Raw genomic sequence first — 17,133 nt, 5'->3', positions numbered from 1 at the left:
TAGAAATTTGACATACTATTGAAAACGAAAAATAAGAAATCAGCAAATAAAATAGAAAATTTATTTGAAAAAAATAGTTCCAAAACATGTTAAAAAAAATAGAATAATGTCAGAAAAAAGAATTCTAGATAGAATAGATATAAGAAAATATAGGATAAAATAAATGAACTTTTGTTGAATAGAAACTACAAAGGTTTCTTTTAGAGTCATAAAATAAGGCTCTGTCAAAAACTTTGTGGTTTTAAAAATATATTTTTTGATATTTAAAAATAATTTTTTGTAAAAATAGCTTTAAATTAAAAAAATAAGATAGTAAAATTAATATAATTTGAGGAGATTAAATTTTAATATGAATAACGAAAATCCAAAACTCCTCAGTTATATATTAGATGTAATACCATATAAAATTTTTGATTTTATTCAAAATATTTCAAAAAATATCCAAATAAATTCTAAAGTTAAAAAAATAATTGTAATAATTCAAAAAATAAAGAAAATAATAATTCTAATTCAGAATATTTTTATTTAGAGAATATTAAACCAATTTGTCCACATTGTAAAAGTAAAAACATAACTAAACATGGATATACAACAAGATAATTATTTTTTTTAGATAAAGGTAATGTAAAAATTATAATTTTAAGATATAAATGTAAAACTGTAACAAGACATTTAATACAGATTTATCCGAAATTGTTTTACCAAATTGTAATATTAAAATTCCATTAATTGGTGAAATATTAATATTATACTCTATTTATGGATCTAGTGTTTATAAAATCCAAGATTATTTAAAAAAAAGCTTTAATGTAGAGATTTCACATCAAAGAATAGAAGACTTTATTTTAGCTTATGAATATGAAAATAAGGCTGAATCATGGACTTATTCAGGTTATTATTTATTTTATACTCTTTGGGTTAAAATTGATGGTAAATGACAGTATCTTTTTGCATTATACGACCAAAAAATGAATACAATTGTAGCTATTGACATATACCCTAACGAGTCAGAAAAGAACGTTAAAGAATTTTTATCAAAATCAACACAAAATCAGAAAAGAATATCAATAACAACAGATTTAAAAATTGAATATAGAATACCAATAAACCAATTACGCTTTAAACACCAATTTTGCAAATTTCACACAAAACAAAAACTAAATAAAGACATACACAATTATTTGACTCAAGAAAAAGTATCAAAAAAAGAAAAGAAAGAAATTATAAAAATAAAAGAAGATATTTTTAAAATATTAGATTGTAATAATAGTAATATAGCTAAACAAAAACTAGATAAGCTTTAAATTTATGTTAAAAGTGTTAAAAATAGTATTTCAAAGATTATATGGAAATTTATCTATCCTTATTTTAAAAACTTAACTTACGCTTTTGATGATAAAAATATAGAATCTACAAATAATAAAATAGAAAATACGTTCCAAAAAATCTTTCCAAAAGAAATTAAAAAAATAATGAAAACAATAAAAGGAGTTTTAACGAGATTTAGCCTAAAATTAGAATATTGGAACTCTCATAATAAAGTTTATTAAAACCCACAAAGTTTTTGACAAAGCCAGATAATTAAATAAAGAAATATATAAATACAATGAAATGTCACACATATTATTATAAATATATTAAATTTAAGAACATATTAGAAAAAAGGGTAGAACAACTGTGAATTCAAATTTAGGTTAGTTAATCAATATGAGTCCTTTTATGATTAAAGCTAAACCTATTAAAATATAATAGATTGCATTTAAATTCATCAGGAATCACCTCCCTTTTTTCTACTTTAAATTTTAATCATCACTTCAAATAGTTATGAAGCTTATAAAACTTAATAATAAATCAAAAAACTTTTTCTTAATTTTATAAAAAACTTTTTTTTAACTTTTATATAATTTTACAGTTCATTTTTTATTTCAAGTTGTTCTACCATATTAATCTTAATTAAGAATATTAATTTGAAAAATATTTTTTTTTCTGTAAAATAGTAGAAAAAAGAGAGTTATTATTTAATTAAATAACCAGATTCTTAATTATTTATAGGTTTATTTATATTTTTATTTATAATTAGCTATTTTTTGTATAATTAATTTTCTTTTAGAATAAAAAAACTAGTATCTGAACTTACTTTTTTTTATTAATAGAACATAAATTAAAATTAATAGTTTAAATTTTTATAAAAATAGGAAAGGATTTCTTTAAAGTCTAATTTTCTAATAAATTTTATAGGTAATTGAAGATATAACTTATAAGTATAAAGAATGAATTTAAATAAACATTTTTTTAATATAAATGAAAAAAAGAAATTATTTATTTTTATATATTTATAAATAATCTCAAAAACTAAAAGATGACAAATTAAAAAAAAATTATATTTAATAAAAAAAACGGAGGTATTTCTTTTGGATTCACAACAAATAGAAGACATGACAAATAAGTATGTGATGAATACATATGGACGTTATGATTTAGTAATAGATCATGCACATGGATGTATTGTGTATGATATGGATGGAAATGAATATATTGACTGTGTAGCAGGAATTGCTGTAAATAATATTGGACATACCAATGATAAAGTAGCAATTGTACTTGCTGAACAATCAAAAAAATTAATACATGTATCAAACTTATACTACACCCAAGAACAAGCAAGTTATGCTAAAAAACTTGTTGAAAGATCACCACATGATAGAGTATTTTTTGCAAATAGTGGGGCTGAAGCTAATGAAGCTGCAATAAAACTTGCACGAAAATACACAGGTAAAGGTGAAATTATATCAATGAATAATTCATTCCACGGAAGAACTCTTGTAACAATTACAGCAACAGGACAACCAAAATATCAGAAAGGATTTGAACCACTACCAGCAGGATTTAAACATGTGGATTATAATGATATAAAAGCAGTAGAAGATGCAATAACAGATGACACAGCAGCAGTACTAGTAGAACCAATTCAAGGTGAAAGTGGTGTACGTGTACCAGATGAAGACTACCTACCACAACTACGTAAATTATGTGATGAAAAAGGAATACTTCTCATATTTGATGAAGTACAAACAGGATTTGGACGTACTGGTAAATTCTTTGCATCAGAAATAACAAATGTAATACCTGATATAACAACCTGTGCAAAAGCAATAGCAGGTGGAATACCAATGGGAGCAATGCTAGCATCAGAAACTGTTGCAAGTGCATTTAAACCAGGAGATCATGCATCAACCTTTGGTGGAACAGCACTAGCATGTAGTGTAGCATCATGTGTACTTGACATATTTGATGATCTAGACCTTGTTGAAAAATCATATAACAATGGACAATACTTCCGTGACGCTTTAGAACTACTTAAAGATAAACATTCATGCATCAAAGATGTGCGAGGACATGGACTAATGATAGGAGTAGAACTAGACTATGCATGTGGAGATCTAGTTGCAAAAGCACAAGAAAAAGGAGTACTAATAAACGTTGCAAACGGAAATGTAATACGACTAGTACCACCACTTATAATAACAAAAGAAGAAATTGACCAAGTAGTAAAAGTAATCGATGAAATACTACCATAAATCCACACCTTACCCTCCCCTCCCCACTTTACCTTTTTTTTAAAGATGATTATATAAAAGAAAAATGATCTTATATTTTTTTTTTGGATTAATTTTATAATTACAATAATAAATCTAAAAAAAAGATTATCTGTTGGCTAATTTACAGTCTCTATTTTTTATTTTAAAGAAAATTATAACTTTTAAATAGTATCAGATAAATACATAATTATAACAAAGGGTTTGACTTAAACTCTCTTTTTAATCGGGAAAAATTTAATTTTTTTTTAAATCTTTATTCTGAAATATCATTCTAAATAAAGTATAGTCCTTTTGTTTAGACAATAAATAATGAGATATGGATGGAAGTTTCTAGAAAAAATAAATTTAATTTAAAAAAATGAATAAGCTATAAATAATTTTTATAGTTCCTAAAAAAAATTAACTTTAGGAGGTTTAAATAGAAAAATTAAATTTAAAAAAGATTATAGTATTTTTTTTTCATAGAAAAAATTATATTCTTTTAAAAATTAATTTAAAAGAAATAATATGAAAATTTACAAAAATACTGTAAAAAGGGAGGTGAAAGTATGGATTTTGAAAATCTTGTGGTTAGTGCCATAAGTATTTTATCATTCATACTCGCTATTTATAGAATGATAAAATAAACTAATTTATTAGAAACTTCCATCCACTTAATTATTTATTATATAATTAGGAATTGATAATTTATATTATTTATATTTTATTCTATTTTTTAAAGTGATTTGCAAATTATATTATTTTTCATTAATGTTTTTGTTATAAAAAATGCTATCAAATTAAAATATTAAATTTTATATTTTTTTTATAATTCATCAAGCCAGATTATTAGTTTTTTAAATTCTGGATATTTTTCTGTAAATTCTATTGTATAATCAAGTGGTAGTTTAAATTTATCTGAATTTCTGTATGCTTCATGAGTTTTCATGTGTGGTGCGGATGTGTTCATAAGTTTTTTCATTTGCTTGTTAAATGAATCATCACTATATGGTGAATGGAATCCCCAGAATGCATACGGTACCATTACATCAGGATGTTCTAGTTGAAATATGTATATTTTATCTTTAATTTCTTCGAAATATTTCCAGTTTATCATAAATCTTAGTGGATCTTTTCGTGCATTTTCTGAGTAAAGTTCTCTGTGTTTTCCCATAATTATCTATATCTCCCTTATTTTTGATCTATTATTACTTATTTTATATTTTAGATGTTGTTTTTTATTTTTCTATTTTATCTTTAATGAATTCTGGTATTAGTTGTATGTAGTTTTTATTATCTAGTATTGTTTTAATACCACTATCAAGTATGTATGTTGTTGTTATATCATCTGTGTTTTCATATGCTTTCATGTATATCTCGCATAGATTGTTTATTGCCTGGTATATGTACCATTCTTCTTCTTGATTTTTTCTTTGTTTGATTTGTTCATCTTTTAGTGGTGGATATGGTATTTTATATACTACCTGGAATGATACGTTATCATAGTTTATATCACTATAATTAAAGTCTGATGTTACAATTATGAGTGGATCTGATGATTCATTAAATGTTTTTATCATATTTTCATCATCTGTGTTAAATATTAATCGTGGATCCTGGATTTCATCTTGTATGTATTTTTGAAGTTCTATGTCTGATGTGTAAATTATTCCCTTATTTTCTGGGTATTGTCTGAGTATATCATGTATTACAGGTTTTGTTTTAGGCTTGGTTTTGTTTCGTTTTTTCTTAGACATTGCACCTATTAGGTTCATTATGATTGGTCGTGTGTGTTGTGTGTTTTTCTTATTTACTTTGATGAAGGCTACATCATTTTTATCTATATTTAGCCATTTTAATAGTAGTTCACGATTTTGAATGTTGTTTGATGTTAGTATTATCTTATCAGCATAATCTGTTAGGTATTTTTGGGTGTATTTTTGTATGTTTATTGGCTTAAATGTTAGATATTCATCATCTACTATGCAAACCCAGTTATCCTGATCTTTTTTTAGTGTTTTTGTTAGATTCATTAGTTTAAGTTTAATTTCATATTTACGATCTGCATGGTATGCTTTATTATAAAGAGTTAGTATTTCATCAACCTTATCTATTGCTTCAGGTATGCTTAGCTTGGTGTTATCCATATGATATGCTAGATCTTCTTTTAGGTCATTTTTTGATATTTTAAATACTATATGATTCATCAGATATTTTTCTGCCTTGTGAACATCATCAAGTATTATTAGTTTACGTTTAGGTAGAGTACTATTGTTTAATTCATTTAATGCATCAGTATAGTTTATGAGTGTAATGTTTGTATTTTGTATTTTTTGTTTATGGTTAATATATGGACAACATACAATGTCAGGATTTTCTTGTAGTTGTTTGTCTGTCACATCAAATTTACAGTGAAATTCCTCATCAGCTAGTAGATCTGGTTTTTCAAGACATCTACCTTCACTACATCGTTTTAATTGACCATTATTTTGAATATCAAGTATTCCTGCTTCCATACAATTGAAGTTTTCACGATTTTTATACTCAGTAAATCTTGCTATTTGTTTGTAGTTTTCATTTTTTTGTTTATCATGTGTTATGATGTATGTATCATTTATTAGCTCTGCTATGCTACTTGTTATTATCTGTGAGGCTAGTGTGTCTTCTGATTCTATTAGTATGTATTTTTTATCAGAATTTTTCAGATGATTATATGTTTTTTGTATGTCTTTTAGGTAGTTGTGTTGTGTTATGGTATATGGATAGTTTTCTATTATTTGCTCATCTATAAATGGGCAGTATTCATCTTTTAGTCTTTTAAGATTTGTTATATGAGTATTTAGGTATTCTTTATCTACTATTTTATATGGTGCATCAATATCTTTGTATGAAAGTATTTTTAGTGTTTTATTTAATTCTATGAAATCCTGTGATTCTAGTTGTTCTAGACATTCAAATACTTCATCATCTGTTAGTTTAAATGCATTAAGTATATGATCATAGTTGATGAATTTCTGATCATCTGATGCTTCACGTTTTATGTCTTCTAATACTTTTTTTCCATTTATTGTTACATATTTCATTATTATAAACTCATCCAAAATTTTTTTTTATAAAATAAAGTAAAAAAGGGAGTGGAAGGTAAACTTTAGTCTTTTTTTTTTATTCATTTATTATTGCTTCTTTAAAGAAGTCTGGTATAAGTCTTTTATACATACGATTATTAAGCAAGCTTTGTATGTTTTTATCTAAAATATATGTATCACAGTTATCATTTTCTGCACGCATTCCACGTCCATATGCTTGCATTAGTGTCATTATTGTCTTATAAGCATACCATTGTGGGTCTATTTTTCGTCTTTCATTTATCTGTTTATCACCAAGATATGGGTATGGTATTTTATAGATAATCTGAAATTGACATTTTTCATATGGTAAATCTACTCCTTCTGACATTGAAGGACTTACTAGTATATGTGGTTTTTCTGATTTTTCAAAGTCATTTAGTGTTTTATCACGATTTTTAGGAGTATGTGAAAGTATTCGTTCATCTAGAATGTGTTTTGTTATGTATTTTTGGCATTTATAACTGCTTGTATGTATTAATCCTTTATCATGCTCGTGTTTTTGCATTATTTCACGTAAGACTGGTATTGTTCTTGGTGCTGTATGCCATAATGCTCGTTTTGACATTGGTCCTACTAGTTTCATATGTATTGGTCTTTGTTCTTTTTTAAATGGACTTGGATAATTTATGTAGTATACATCATCACTATCAAGACCAAGCCATTTACAAAACAGGTCTTTATCTAGTATTGTTGCACTCATGAAAAGTACTTTATCAGCATATTGGAAGAGCATTTTCTCAGCATACTTATCAACCTTAAGTGGTTTAAATGAGACATGATCTTCATCTACTGATACTATCCAATCATCAGGACTATTTCGTATGTTTTCAATTATCTCAGCTAAACGTCTTTTGGTTGATTCAATACGATCTGCTTTTTGTTTTGTGTAAAGTACTGTTTTAAGCTGATTGTATGCATCTAGTATTGTTTCAAGGAATATTAACCATTCTGATGCTTCATTGAATTTCTTAAATGCATTTGGTATTGATTTTTTTATGTCCTTTTTTAGTTGTTGTTCATAGATGTTAAGTTCTAGTTTTTGCATGATCTTATTTTCTATATTATGTGCTTCATCTAGTATCATTACATTTCTTTTCTGGAAATGTTGTACATAGTTAAATTCAAGATAAGCATAATCATAATTTAGTAGTGTTATTGGATCTTCTATTGCTGCGGATTTCTGATTCCAGTATGGGCAGTGTTCTGATGATTTAAATGTGAAGGGAGTAGTGTAGTAGTCTTCATCATTTTTTGTCATATCTTTTTTATCAGCTTTTTCTATTGTTATTCCATGGGGACATGTAAAGTCATCTGTTTTTCGTATTGTTTGACATGTTCCTTGTTCACAACTATTAAGCATTCCACTATCAAGACAGTTGAAATTATTACGTCCTTTTACCTGTGCATATCCGAACTCATCAGCATATTGACGTTGTAATTGTTTGGTCATTGTTAGTATGTATGCTGGTTGTAGAATTTGTCCGATTGTTGCAGCAATTGCACTTTTACCTGTTCCTGTTCCAGCTTCTAGTATTATGTATTTTTTTCCTGAATCAAATGCATCAAGTATTTCCTGTATTAGTTCTAGTTGGTTTTCACGTGCTGTTTTAAATGGGAAGTTTTCTATTATTTCAGGGTCAATATCAGGATGTGCTTGTTGTAATTGTTTTTTTTCATCATCTGTTGGTCTTGTTATTTTAGAAAATTGTGTTTGTTGTTTATCTGAACATACACATTTATTTTTTAGCATTCCACAGTCTGGACAAAATATTGTATTCATGTATTATATATCTGTTTTTTATAGTATTTTTAATTTTTTTTTAAAGTTATGATTAATTAAATACTAGTTTTCTTTACTTTGTTGTGTTATTAATTAATATATTTTAAAGTATATATGTATAGAATAGATTTGAAAATACATAAGATGTTAATATTTACTTTAATTTATTTAAAAAATATTAACTTGAATACTTTTTTCACACTTATAAAAAAAAATAAGAACTAAAAATTTTTTTAATAAAAACACAAAAACTTTAAATGATTAGGAAAAAGATTACAATGCCAATAGGAAAATTATATGGGATCGGTGTAGGACCAGGAGATCCTGAACTTTTAACAGTAAAAGCAGCAAGACTAATTGATGAAACAGATATTATATTTGCACCACAATCAAAAAGTGGAAAGCCAAGTGTAGCACTAAATATAGTACAAGATTATGTTGATAAACGAGATATTCCATGTGAAATATATCAACCACTATTTCCAATGACAGAAGATAAAGAAGAACTTCAACGTTCATGGGATGAAGCAACAGATGTATTATATGAAAAATTAGAACAAGGAAAAAGTGCAGTATTTGTAACACTAGGTGATCCAACAGTATTTAGTACATTTTCATACATCTCATCACGATTACAAAATAAGGGAGTAGAAGTAGAACTTGTACCTGGAATTACATCATTTACTGCATGTGCAGCAAGAGCAGGAGTACAATTAACAGAACAAGATGATATTATGGTAGTTGTACCACAAGTATCTGAAAAATTAACAAAAATACTACCATATGTTGATACAGTAGTTGCAATGAAAACATCAAGACATTTAGATGTGCTTGAAGATTGTATAAATCAAGATCCACGTCAAAAAGATATTGTATCTGTACAAAACTGTACAATGGATGATGAAAATATTGTTCATGGATTTGTTGATAATAAAAAGTACTTCTCAACAAGTATTATTAAATTCAGAAAATAAAGGAAAATGGAAAATAAAAAATAGGAGAAAAACATAACTTCTCTTTTTTTCTTATTATTTTTTGATAAAAAGAAACATTAAACTATTTTTTTTTAATCCATTTTTTATAAAACTTCTTTTTTTTTACTTATACATTTTAAATTAATATAAAATCTGAAACTTTTTTTTTTATTTTAGTTTTTCTTCTAATTTTTTAGCTAAGTTTGGCCATCCGTAGTGTTTATAGATTGTGTTTGATATTTTTCGTGGATCTTGTTGTATATGATTCCAGTTTTTTATCACATGTTCTAGAGTGTTTTTTAGATTTTGTGTGTTGTGGTTGATTATCATTCCATACTTAGTTAGATGTATGATATCATAGGATGCTCCTACATCTGTTGATATAATATAGTTTCCATGATATGCAGCTTCTAGTAGTGCTATTCCAAAGCTTTCGATTTTTGAACAACAGCAGTATATCTTGGCTTTTGCATAGTATTGTGATAGTTCTTCTTTATCTGTTATGTATCCTTTTAGTATTACTTTATCTATCATGTTTGGATTTTCTTTGAAGTATTCTTTTATGAATATTTTCATGTCATCTTCTATTTCTCCTATTAGCATGATTTTCCAGTCTCGCATATCTGCATCTGAAGCTGCTTTTAGTAGCATGTCCACTGATTTGTTTTTACGTTCTATTTTACCTACATAAAGTATGATATTTTCACGGTTTTTAAAGTTGATATCTGTCTTTTTTATGCCATCTGGTAAATAGATTAGTTTTTCAGGATCAATAAGTCCACTACTTTCTAATACGTGATAGTTTCTTTTGGTTTCAATACTAATTAAATCTATTTCTTTAAACATTTTCTTTGTAAGATAACGTCTTAGTGCTGCTTTTATTCCACGTCTTTTAACAAGAAAATCAATTATATGATTATTAGCATCAAGTTTAAGATAAATCTTTCCATCTTTATTATATTTACGATAACATCGTATGTATGATGGAAGTAAATTATATCTTAGATGATAAAATTGTATAATATCAATATCTTTTGCATTACTTTTAATATAATCTAACACATCAGCTTGTTCATCTTCATTATTTTTTTTAAGAAAATTAAGTTTAACTTTTCCATCAAGTACACTTTTAAGATAAGTATATGAATCATTATCATAAGTTGTAATAGATGTATCATAAACATCTGATAGTGCATATGGTATCATTCCAACATCCTTTGCAAGAATATAATTATATAATCCTGGAAAAATACAGTTAAAAGTTTCCAATTTCAAAAGCTCCTAATAAATTTTTTTTTTATATTATCTAAATAAATTATTTCTAATTTAGTAATCTTAATAATTTACTATTTTCTAAATCTTTTTAACTAAAAAAAATATTCTTTTAAAATATCCAAATTATAACTAATTATATAAATGTTCTAAAAAATAATAATTATAAAAAAAACTTCTTATAGAAAAATAGAATATTATAAAAACTAAATCAAATAAGTACAAACTTAAAAAAAAGGGGTGAAATACAATGTTTAAACCTAAAAAAATACATGACACAATAAAAGCAGCAGAAATCTTCATAAGTGGAGTAACAGTAGGATATGCAATAAAAGAAATAGTAACATCAGAAACATTTCAAAATATAAAAACAGAAATTATAAACTCAATAAACTTCAATGAAGAAGATATGAAAACAGTAGATATAAACACAGATAATGATAATACCACAGATAATTCTACAAAAACTACTAAAACATCAATAAAAACACAATTAAAAGATGATAAACCACAAATATCAGATGAAAAATAAAACCACTTAATCTTTTTCTTATTTTTTTTTAATAAAATAAACTTTTTTTCAATCCATTAAATTAAACTTATAATTTAAACTAATCTCTTTTTATGTATTATTATAAAAAACTTCTAACAAATATTAAACCATATAATTTAATTAGAAAAATTTTTTTAACAAAAAAAATAAAGGGTATGAATTTAAAAATGCAACATGAAAAACAAATAGTTTCAATAATACTACTTAACTGGAATGGAGAGAAAGATACTGTTGAATGTCTTAAATCTCTTAGAAAACTAGACTATCAGGATTATGTTATTTATCTGGTTGATAATGATTCTAGAGAATCTTCACTTAAATATATTGAAAAATACTTAAATGAAAGTAGTTATAATTCTGATATTATAACATCTGATGATCTTAACATGTATCAAAAACCAGATGATGTAAATCTTATCTTCATATTAAATCATGAAAATGCTGGTTTTGCTGGTGGAAATAATGTTGCATTAAATTACCTGATAGATAATCCTGAAGTTACAGATTATGTACTTCTTTTAAATAATGATACAATCATAAAACCAAATCTCATAGATGCACTCTTAGATAAACTACATACAGATGAAAAAATAGGATTTATTGGAGTTCCACACTACTACTATGATAACCCAGATAAACTTCAAACTATTGGTGGAGGATTTATTGACATAAAACATGCAGAAGCAATAGCATGTATGGAAGATAAAGATGAATTTGATTTTATAACAGGATCATGTATATTTATGCCAATAGAAGTACTAAAACAAATAGGTAGTCTACCTGAGGATTACTTCATGTACTGGGAGGATGTAGATTGGTCTACAAATGCTAGAAATCATGGATATAAACTTGTTATAACAACAGATACAAGTATTTATCATAAAGAAGGTGCATCAATTAAATCATATAAACGAATATATTATCATACAAGAAATCGCATATGGTATATGAGAAAATATACAAATTCCATAAAATACTATAAATTCCTGGTATATATGATTCTTTTTGTACTTAAAACATCAACTACAGCAAAAAATGAAGATGATAAAGATTATGCAAAGACTTTAAAGTTAGGATTAAAAGATGCACTACTAAATAATAAAACCATAATATAAAAATGAAAAAATACTAAGAAAAACATAAAAATTATTATATTCAAGTAAAAAAAAAGAATTTTTTTAAAATTCAATAAAAACATCTACTATCTAATAAAAGGAGACAAAAAAGTTAAAAAATAAATAAAGGAGAGTGATTGGCTTTTGACTAAACAATTAAAAATAGCAGTTTTTCATAATCTTCCATCAGGAGGAGCTAAAAGATCATTATACACATATATTGATTATTTAACAAAAAAAGGACATATTGTTGATGTATTCATACCTTCAACAGCGAATGAAGATTATCTACCACTAAAAGATATTGCAACAAATATGATAGAATATGAGGTAAAACCAAGTTTTTTTCGTGAAAAAATATATTCAATATTTAGTTATGTACCAGCAATATTTAAGAAAGTATCAGTAAAAAATGTTTTTAAGGCAGAAAAAAAGATAGCAGAAGATATAAACCAGGGAGATTATGATATTGTATACTGTGAACAAGATCAATATACAATGACACCAATCATCTTAAAATATTTAACTAAACCAACTATTTACTACTGTCAGCAACCTGTAAGACGTGATGAAATACTAAACCGTGTAAATGATCAAAAACCTAAAACTGGAATATTTAACAATCCACTCATTAAGCCATTTGCTCAATATTATGTTGAATATGTTGAAACACATGCATATCAACAAGACTATGAGTTTGCACAATATGCAACAAACCTTCTTGCAAATTCATACTTTAGTCATGAAAATATACTAAGACAATATGCAAAAAATGCATATGTATCATACATTGGAGTAGATACAAATAAGTTTAAGCCAATGAATCTTAAACGTGAAAACTTTGTATTATCAGTTGGAACATGTATTCCACCAAAAGGATATGATTTTCTAATAAAATCAATAGCACACATACCAAAAGAAAAACGACCAGAACTTGTAATAGTTGGAAATAGTAGTGATGAAGGATGGGTATCATATCTTAAAAACTTAGCTGATAGAAAAGATGTAAAACTTGACATACTAACAATGGTATCAGATGAAGATTTAATCAGATTATATAATATGGCAAAAGTTGTAGTATATGCACCATATCTTGAACCATTTGGATATGTTCCACTTGAAGCTATGGCATGTGGAACACCAGTAGTAGGTGTAAAAGAAGGAGGAGTACGTGAAACCGTACGACATAATAAAACAGGTCTTTTAACTCAACGTGATGAGCAAAACTTTGCAGATGCAATAATAACACTTACAGAAGACACAGAATTATGGAATCGTTGTTCTGCTAATGGAATTGCATATATTAATTCTTTCTGGACACTTAATCAAGCAGGTGAAAGACTTGAAAATCACATTCAACGTATTTTAAAAAAACAAGAAGATAAAAATAAAAAAGAGGAAGTAAATGTCAAGTAAACCACTAGTATCAATAATACTACTTAACTGGAATGGATATGATGATACGCTTGAAGCTTTAGAATCATTATATCAGATAAACTATCCAAATTACAATGTAATAGTAGTAGATAATGCATCAGAAGATGAATCCATACAAAAAATAGAAGACTATGCTAATGGAAAAATTAAGGTAGAAACTAAGTATACTAAATATCATGCTGAAACTAAGCCTATGAAGCTTGAAAAACTTAAAGAGTCACAACTAGATCATCATGTTGAATATACAACCACAGGTGATAATAAATGTCTTCTTTTAATTGAAAATGATGAAAATTATGGTTTTGCACGTGGAAATAATATAGCAATTGATTATACGCTAAAGTATGATAATCCAGACTATGTGTTATTGTTAAATAATGATACAATTGTTGATCCTGATTTTCTTACTAATATGGTAGATGTAGCATTAGATGATGATAAAATAGCATTAGTAGGTCCAAAATTCTATTACTATGATTATGAAGATTCACATGATACAATATGGTGTATTGGAAGTGTTGTAGATCTTGATCATTATCCTGGACATCATAGTATAATGGATGAGCCACAATATGATATAAGTGGTAATATGGTAGAATGTGATTGGGTATCAGGAGCAGGAGTACTTATTAAGACAAGTGCAATACGAAAGGTAGGATTTCTTGATACAAACTTCTTTTTTGGATGTGAAGATGTTGATTTAGCTGTTAGACTAAAAAATAAGGGATATAAAATTGTAACTGTTATGAATTCTATAATATGGCATAAAGTTGGAATGTCACGTCATAAGCATACTACTTTTCATACTGAGATGAATCATATTAAGACAAATTTGGCTTTTATTAAAAAACATAAATCAAATTATTATATGAATTTTCCACGTTATGCATATCAGATACTAAAACAATATCTTAATGCTTTGAAAAATAAATTGTAAATATTTTATTTTTTTCTCTTTTTTTTTATTAGATTTTTTTTAATAATTATCTCTTTTTTATAATTATATCTTTTTAGTTTTAAGTTATAAGTTTTAACATTTAAGTTATAATTTAATAAGTTTTTATAATATAATATTTTATAAAATGGTTATTTCATGCTTTATTTACTGATTAGTGGTGTTTTTTATATTTATAAGTTAGTTTATTATAAGTTATAACTTTTAATTTATACTTTTTAAGTTATTAACTATAACAATTATTATTTATTTAATGATAAACTTATAAGTTAATAAGTTATTACATATTACTTACTTTTTTTTGGTATTATTTTAAAAAAAAGAAGTTTTTTCGTGTTTTTAACAACTTTTCCATTTTAAGTTGTGAATTTCCCCATATTTTCTTATTTTTTGGTGAATTTACCCATTAATTTAAATAAATTATAGTATCATATATATTACTATAAATAGAAAATTAATGGATGTAAATTGATATTATGGATGAAACAGATGAAAAAATACTCTCAGCTCTAGTTGAAAATTCGAGAATGCCCATATCTAAAATATCACAAAAAACAAACATTCCAGATTCAACTATATCAAATAGAATAAAAAAACTTGAAAAAAATGGTGTTATTGAAAAATACACAACAATTCTAGATCCTGAAAAGGTTGGAATTAATGTATCAGCAATTATCATTATTCAAACTGAAACAGAAAAACATGAAAATGTTGAAAAAGAACTACCAAAACTTAAGGAAGTTACAGATGTATACACCGTATCTGGAGAATATGATATTTTAATAAAACTATGGGCTCATACACTAGATGAGTTAAATGACATAATTAACTCAGAGATAAGAACAATAGATGGAATAGAAGAATTACGAGAATTAATAGTAATGGATGTTTTAAAAGAAGAACAACTCACAATATAAAAAAATAAATATGAAATGAATATTCTCTAAAAATTAAAACATAATAGGAATAAAATTATCTTTTTTTTATAAAATAAGACACCACCACTTTTTTTCCACAAAAAACTTATTATAGTGGATTAAAATTTTTTGGCTATTAATACTTTTTTTTATATAAAAATTAAGGGGTGATATCCCAATGTATCTTACAGAACTACTAAATAAAGCAGTTTATGATAAGCATAATGAGAATCTAGGAAAAGTAAAAGATGTACTAATATCATCAAGCGGAACTTATCCTAAAATTGAGGCAATAAAAATAAAATCAAATGGAGAATATTATTTCATACCCTCAAAATACATAGATCAGATAACAAGTGAAGAAATATTACTATCTGAAACGCTCGAAGACATAAGACAATACCCAAAACAAGATTCAATAATCAAACTTTCACGTGACATACTAGATCATCAAGTAGTTGACATGGAAGGAAGTAAAATAAGACGAGTAAATGATGTAGAAATCACATATAAAAACGGGAACTACTTCATAATAGGTGTAGATATAGGAATAAATGGACTATTTAGACGTATGGGACTTGAGAAAATATCAAAAAAACTACACCCAGAAAACAATATAATCTCATGGAAAGACATAGATTCACTTGACTTTGCAAATTTAAAACTAAGTGTACCAAAAGAAAAACTAACCAGATTACACCCAGCAGATATAGCAGAAATAGTAGATAACCTAGGATTATCAGATTCAATAAGTATACTTAATTCACTTGATGAAGAGGCTGCAGCAGATGCATTCGAAGAAATCTCACCTGAAAAACAAAGAACTATACTAACAGAAATGGAGAAAAAACAAGCAGCAGATCTTATTGATGAAATGTCACCTGATGATGCAGCAGACCTTCTTGCATTCTTGTCACCTGAGAAGAAAGAAGAAATACTTAAACTCATGGATCCTGAAGAATCATATGAACTAAGAGAACTACTCCAGTATCATGAAAACAGTGCTGGAGGAATAATGACAACAGAATATGCATCAATAACCAAGGATATGACAACAGCAGATGTAATAAAATATCTAAGAAAAGCAGCACATGACCTTGAAACCATATACTATATGTATGTAGTATCATCTGACTTAAAACTTGAAGGTGTTATAACAATACGAGAACTACTACTTGAAGATGATGATACTAAGGTTGAAGAATTCATGATAAAAGATATAATATCAGTAAATGTAGAAGATCAAGAAGATGATGTAGCACGACAAATTGCAAAATACAACCTTATTGCAATACCAGTAGTTGATGATAATAATGAAATGAAAGGAATTGTAACAGTAGATGATGCAATAGATATAATTCTACCAACAGCATGGAAAAAACGCATACCAAAAATGTTCAGGTAAATTAGTGGGGGGTTAGCAT

At 26.1% G+C, this 17,133-nt stretch carries 14 protein-coding genes; 10 read left to right on the top strand and 4 right to left on the bottom strand.

Annotation, left to right across the window (positions count from 1 at the left end):
• Window positions 1-349 precede the first annotated feature (349 nt).
• From MSCUN_RS04235 to MSCUN_RS04225, 3 genes are all read left to right on the top strand, one after another.
• Entirely contained in the window at window positions 350-529 is a 180-nt protein-coding gene (locus tag MSCUN_RS04235; RefSeq protein WP_095607965.1) for a hypothetical protein, read from the top strand.
• Between the two features lie 439 nt (window positions 530-968).
• Window positions 969-1,304 (top strand): hypothetical protein, encoded by a 336-nt coding sequence (locus MSCUN_RS04230; RefSeq protein WP_095607964.1) that lies wholly within the window; start codon window positions 969-971, stop codon window positions 1,302-1,304.
• Between the two features lie 1,107 nt (window positions 1,305-2,411).
• The gene (locus MSCUN_RS04225) at window positions 2,412-3,578 is read left to right on the top strand and encodes an aspartate aminotransferase family protein (protein WP_095607963.1); all 1,167 of its coding nucleotides are present in this window, start codon (window positions 2,412-2,414) and stop codon (window positions 3,576-3,578) included.
• 826 nt (window positions 3,579-4,404) lie between these two features.
• Here MSCUN_RS04225 and MSCUN_RS04220 read toward each other — a convergent pair.
• From MSCUN_RS04220 to MSCUN_RS04210, 3 genes are all read right to left on the bottom strand, one after another.
• Window positions 4,405-4,752, bottom strand: a complete 348-nt coding sequence (locus MSCUN_RS04220) for a hypothetical protein (protein ID WP_095607962.1) — start codon at window positions 4,750-4,752, stop codon at window positions 4,405-4,407.
• Window positions 4,753-4,816: 64 nt separating this feature from the next.
• Complete coding sequence (locus MSCUN_RS04215) at window positions 4,817-6,661, bottom strand: ATP-dependent DNA helicase (RefSeq protein WP_095607961.1); 1,845 nt, start codon at window positions 6,659-6,661, stop codon at window positions 4,817-4,819.
• Between the two features lie 79 nt (window positions 6,662-6,740).
• Window positions 6,741-8,486 carry a helicase C-terminal domain-containing protein gene (locus tag MSCUN_RS04210; protein ID WP_095607960.1) on the bottom strand — a complete coding sequence of 582 codons (1,746 nt, stop codon included), beginning with the start codon at window positions 8,484-8,486 and terminating at the stop codon, window positions 6,741-6,743.
• Between the two features lie 278 nt (window positions 8,487-8,764).
• Here MSCUN_RS04210 and cobI point away from each other — a divergent pair, with 278 nt between their 5' ends.
• Window positions 8,765-9,460 (top strand): precorrin-2 C(20)-methyltransferase, encoded by a 696-nt coding sequence (gene cobI / locus MSCUN_RS04205; RefSeq protein ID WP_095607959.1) that lies wholly within the window; start codon window positions 8,765-8,767, stop codon window positions 9,458-9,460.
• 168 nt (window positions 9,461-9,628) lie between these two features.
• Here cobI and MSCUN_RS04200 read toward each other — a convergent pair whose 3' ends face one another.
• A complete protein-coding gene (locus tag MSCUN_RS04200) occupies window positions 9,629-10,729 on the bottom strand; it encodes a glycosyltransferase family 4 protein (RefSeq protein WP_095607958.1) in 1,101 nt (366 codons plus the stop codon).
• A 253-nt stretch (window positions 10,730-10,982) separates the two neighbouring features.
• On the opposite strand from MSCUN_RS04200, the gene MSCUN_RS04195 reads away from it, so the two are divergent.
• From MSCUN_RS04195 to MSCUN_RS04170, 6 genes are all read left to right on the top strand, one after another.
• Complete coding sequence (locus MSCUN_RS04195) at window positions 10,983-11,264, top strand: hypothetical protein (RefSeq protein ID WP_095607957.1); 282 nt, start codon at window positions 10,983-10,985, stop codon at window positions 11,262-11,264.
• Between the two features lie 176 nt (window positions 11,265-11,440).
• Window positions 11,441-12,400 (top strand): glycosyltransferase family 2 protein, encoded by a 960-nt coding sequence (locus MSCUN_RS04190; protein ID WP_170104041.1) that lies wholly within the window; start codon window positions 11,441-11,443, stop codon window positions 12,398-12,400.
• A 144-nt stretch (window positions 12,401-12,544) separates the two neighbouring features.
• Entirely contained in the window at window positions 12,545-13,816 is a 1,272-nt protein-coding gene (locus MSCUN_RS04185; RefSeq protein ID WP_095607955.1) for a glycosyltransferase family 4 protein, read from the top strand.
• Entirely contained in the window at window positions 13,806-14,774 is a 969-nt protein-coding gene (locus MSCUN_RS04180; protein WP_095607954.1) for a glycosyltransferase family 2 protein, read from the top strand. The genes MSCUN_RS04185 and MSCUN_RS04180 overlap by 11 nt, the downstream gene beginning before the upstream one ends.
• A gap of 494 nt (window positions 14,775-15,268) precedes the next feature.
• A complete protein-coding gene (locus MSCUN_RS04175) occupies window positions 15,269-15,709 on the top strand; it encodes an Lrp/AsnC family transcriptional regulator (protein ID WP_095607953.1) in 441 nt (146 codons plus the stop codon).
• 178 nt (window positions 15,710-15,887) lie between these two features.
• Window positions 15,888-17,114 (top strand): magnesium transporter MgtE N-terminal domain-containing protein, encoded by a 1,227-nt coding sequence (locus MSCUN_RS04170; RefSeq protein WP_095607952.1) that lies wholly within the window; start codon window positions 15,888-15,890, stop codon window positions 17,112-17,114.
• The last annotated feature ends 19 nt before the right edge of the window (window positions 17,115-17,133 follow it).

Source organism: Methanosphaera cuniculi, from assembly GCF_003149675.1.
Classification (GTDB): Archaea; Methanobacteriota; Methanobacteria; order Methanobacteriales; family Methanobacteriaceae; genus Methanosphaera; species Methanosphaera cuniculi.
The sequence above is the reverse complement of the archived record's forward strand: the minus strand, read 5'-3'. Positions and strand labels throughout refer to the sequence as shown.

Excerpts from the sequence above, each read along its gene's own strand:
- MSCUN_RS04235 (WP_095607965.1), top strand. The coding sequence starts at position 350 with ATGAATAACGAAAATCCAAAACTCCTCAGTTATATATTAGATGTAATA.
- MSCUN_RS04230 (WP_095607964.1), top strand. The coding sequence starts at position 969 with ATGAATACAATTGTAGCTATTGACATATACCCTAACGAGTCAGAAAAG.
- MSCUN_RS04220 (WP_095607962.1), bottom strand. The coding sequence starts at position 4,752 with ATGGGAAAACACAGAGAACTTTACTCAGAAAATGCACGAAAAGATCCA.
- MSCUN_RS04215 (WP_095607961.1), bottom strand. The coding sequence starts at position 6,661 with ATGAAATATGTAACAATAAATGGAAAAAAAGTATTAGAAGACATAAAA.
- MSCUN_RS04210 (WP_095607960.1), bottom strand. The coding sequence starts at position 8,486 with ATGAATACAATATTTTGTCCAGACTGTGGAATGCTAAAAAATAAATGT.
- cobI (WP_095607959.1), top strand. The coding sequence starts at position 8,765 with ATGCCAATAGGAAAATTATATGGGATCGGTGTAGGACCAGGAGATCCT.
- MSCUN_RS04195 (WP_095607957.1), top strand. The coding sequence starts at position 10,983 with ATGTTTAAACCTAAAAAAATACATGACACAATAAAAGCAGCAGAAATC.
- MSCUN_RS04190 (WP_170104041.1), top strand. The coding sequence starts at position 11,441 with ATGAATTTAAAAATGCAACATGAAAAACAAATAGTTTCAATAATACTA.
- MSCUN_RS04180 (WP_095607954.1), top strand. The coding sequence starts at position 13,806 with ATGTCAAGTAAACCACTAGTATCAATAATACTACTTAACTGGAATGGA.
- MSCUN_RS04175 (WP_095607953.1), top strand. The coding sequence starts at position 15,269 with ATGGATGAAACAGATGAAAAAATACTCTCAGCTCTAGTTGAAAATTCG.
- MSCUN_RS04170 (WP_095607952.1), top strand. The coding sequence starts at position 15,888 with ATGTATCTTACAGAACTACTAAATAAAGCAGTTTATGATAAGCATAAT.